Annotated in this window: 1 rRNA gene; it reads right to left on the bottom strand. The window is 49.0% G+C overall.

Going from position 1 to position 308, the window contains the following annotated elements:
* Positions 1-104, bottom strand: a 23S ribosomal RNA gene (locus JNB91_RS30520); the annotation flags it as partial.
* Between the last annotated feature and the right edge of the window lie 204 nt (positions 105-308).

Below are 308 nucleotides of genomic sequence, written 5' to 3'. Positions count from 1 at the left end.
ATCAAAGCTTATTCGCAGCTCCCCACAGCTTATCGCAGCGTATCACGTCCTTCTTCGCCTGTGCATGCCAAGGCATCCACCAAATGCCCTTACGACACTTAATCGTTCTCATTGCCAATGCTCATCAATTAGCAACACCGTTTCCAGTGAAGCAGTTCGGCTACCTTTTACAACCAAACCATCATGATGACATCGACGTGTTCTTTTCGATCAGATCGCTTTATCGAGGTCACGCCGAGCGACCTACTTGCGTCTGATCATAAGACCAGCTTCTCGAGATTAAATCCGGGTCCGCGCGGTTAGCAAAC

The sequence above is a fragment of the Aliirhizobium wenxiniae genome (genome assembly GCF_019511445.1).
Classification (GTDB): Bacteria; Pseudomonadota; Alphaproteobacteria; order Rhizobiales; family Rhizobiaceae; genus Neorhizobium; species Neorhizobium wenxiniae_A.
The sequence above is the reverse complement of the archived record's forward strand: the minus strand, read 5'-3'. Positions and strand labels throughout refer to the sequence as shown.